The sequence below is a fragment of the Microcoleus sp. LAD1_D3 genome, from assembly GCF_036702135.1.
Taxonomy (GTDB): domain Bacteria; phylum Cyanobacteriota; class Cyanobacteriia; order Cyanobacteriales; family Microcoleaceae; genus Microcoleus.
The window spans coordinates 1-2,676 of record NZ_JAUBSB010000136.1; the positions used below are offsets into that span (position 1 = coordinate 1).

Here is a 2,676-nt window from a genome sequence, read left to right on the forward strand (position 1 = left end):
TTAATAATTAAATGGGGTCGCAAAATCAAAAATAAGGGCAATGCTTGTATCACAGTTTAAATGTGCAACAGCTTATGCCAATCTTTTGAGGAGTCTCATGATGAAACCCTATCTGATTTGTCCCACTTGTGGTTCGGACGATGTGATGAAAAATGGTATGACTCGTCGCGGAAAACAAAACCATAAATGTCGTGACTGTGGTCGCCAGGAAAGTCGAAAATCCTAAGTGGCAACCCCAAAACACCGACACCGGGCGCAAAAATTGAGTTGCTTCTCCTTGAACGGATTTCTCTTGCTGGCATTGCCCGAGTCATGGGTGTTTCCTCTCTTCTGGCTTCAAAATTATGTAAACCACTTGTACACTGCCGTAGAACCCAAGCCTACAGTTATTCCAAAAAAAGTCGGAAAACACACCGTCCAAATGGATGAACTATGGTCTTTTGTAGACAACAAAGGGAATAAACAATGGGTTTGGTTAGCGATGGATGCCAAGACTCGGGAAGTGATCGGATGTCATATTGGAGACCGTTCCTTAAAGTCTGCTCTTGCATTATGGGATTCCCTACCGAGTGTCTATCGGCAATGTGCCAAGATTTATACCGATCATTGGGAGGCATATGCTGCGGTTTTACCGACTAAACGGCATCAGCCTGTGGGGAAAGAAAGCGGATTGACGAGTTACATTGAACGATTAAATAATACTCTCAGGCAGCGAATTTCCCGATTAGTCAGGAAGACATTATCGTTTTCTAAGAAGTTGGAGAATCATCATGGTGCTATTTGGAATTTTATTCATGACTACAATCACCAAATCCGATTAGCAATGCTGAAGACTCAACCGCCTCAATTTTCTCCATCCTTTACATAAAAGCACTACCAATTGACTTTTTCTCATATATTCATGTTGCTATTTTATCCTGACTACTCATATTTTGAAGCAAGAAAACTTATGCCAAAAGCAAATTGTCTTGACTAATTAATGAAAATTATTCACAAATATCTACAGCTCGATCTCAATCGTTATTCACTTGAAAATATTAAATAGTATTGACAGCAATACTCTCCTAAATGCCGCAAGATATCTTGGTGCTCTTGGGTTAAATTGCTGACCTGATTCCAGCCATTTATCGTCACTAAATGCACCGCCTGAAACATCTAAAATATCCAGCGCATTGTTGGCTTATCGGTCAATTTTTTTTACCTGATTCTTCACTTGCTTATTGGTAGCTTCTAATTGTTGTCTCAATTTCCTTTGCGCTAGGTTATACACTAACAAACACAGTCCCATTATCATTCCGATTGCTTCAACTCGCTCCGGCTTTTTCACGAATACGCTGGCAGTAAAAAATAACGGATCTTTGATAAATCTAAATCCTCTCTCATTGCTTTGCTGCGCTTTGTATTCCGATAATACCTGTGAATTGCTCAGTGCTTTAGTATCTAAGATATTTGTGGCTAATATAAATCTCCCAGCTTTGACTTTTTCCGCTTCGATTGCTGAAATTAGGGGTTCTATTTCACCCGTTACTTGATAGACTCTTGTCTGTGTCTTGCTCGATTCTTTGAGCTTTCTTTTTGTTGTTTTAACTGGTTTTTCTTGGGATTTAATTTCTGTTATTTGGTGATATTTCCATGAGTCTGATAACTTTTTTATTGCAATTTCTGCATCGGCAATACAAGCAAACTTTTGTATGGATAGCTTACGCAGTGAGGCTTTGGCTGATTCTAACTGTTTCTCTACTTGCTTGACTATTTTTTTAAAATCTGCTTGTTTTCTGATTTCACTTTCTCTGACTAGCCATCTTTGCTTGATGTTGGCATACTCACTGGTTCTGGTTGCTATTTTATAGCCTTTTATTTGAGAGTTTTCCCAGTCACTATCTTCAATGTTGCAGATTTTATTTTGAGCTGATTTGATGCTTAATGGCACTCTGGTTATCCATTTCATTTCTGCCATTGCTGACAAATTTTCCGCTGTGTATAAGGCACTATCTGCTACACAGATTCCGTGGGAGCGTGTCACTTTTGCGATGAGTCTTTATACTTAAACATTTCTTTGCTTACCAATTAAGCCATTTAAGTAAGCACATCAATGAGCCAATACCTGCCCAATATGTTCTGATTTCCAACTTGCTCCAGATATTTTAATTCGTCTAGCTATTTGCTTAATTCCTGATTCTACTGCGCCAGAGCCAATTGAACATATTTCATCTCTTTGGAAAGCTTCGTAATTAATAATTCTTTCTTTGTGCTTTTCTAAATATTTGCAAAAATTAACTGCTGTTTTTCTCTTTAACTCTGTAAATAGTGCTTTTGCACTTTTTACATTTCCTTTCCATAAATATGTTTCTGCTTGCTTTAATCGCTTACTTGAACCGCCTACTTTCTGAAGATTTTCATTCAAATGATACCAGTCCAGAATTTCCCTTCTGTCCTGTTTACAACTAATTTCCTTGAATATATTCCATACACCATCATGTCCATCACCGTCTGACAATTTACTGGTTTTGCTAGTGGCTGTTGATTTGCCCAATTAACGATCATCTCATTTTGGTCGAAACTGGCTACTATGCCTGCTTCCGACACAATTGCTTTATAACCCACATTCCGCACCCCCAACTGGCACATAGGCAGATGGAGGGGATAAAAGTGAATCATCCGAGATAATAGTGAGTA

At 38.6% G+C, this 2,676-nt stretch carries 2 protein-coding genes and 2 pseudogenes; 1 reads left to right on the forward strand and 3 read right to left on the reverse strand.

The annotated features are described in order from the left end of the window. Positions 1 to 112: 112 nt before the first annotated feature. Positions 113 to 868, forward strand: a pseudogene (locus tag QUA74_RS29480) (IS1 family transposase). Positions 869 to 1,020: 152 nt separating this feature from the next. Here the strand turns inward: QUA74_RS29480 and QUA74_RS29485 are convergent. The 3 genes and pseudogenes from QUA74_RS29485 to QUA74_RS30005 form a co-directional block, all read right to left on the reverse strand. Then, a pseudogene (locus QUA74_RS29485) lies at positions 1,021 to 2,008 on the reverse strand (IS1634 family transposase); the annotation flags it as partial. Between the two features lie 81 nt (positions 2,009 to 2,089). After that, complete coding sequence (locus tag QUA74_RS29490) at positions 2,090 to 2,404, reverse strand: hypothetical protein (protein WP_445302186.1); 315 nt, start codon at positions 2,402 to 2,404, stop codon at positions 2,090 to 2,092. After that, positions 2,401 to 2,676 (reverse strand): hypothetical protein (locus QUA74_RS30005; protein ID WP_445302187.1); only part of this gene is annotated, 276 nt, incomplete at its 5' end. The genes QUA74_RS30005 and QUA74_RS29490, both read right to left, overlap by 4 nt.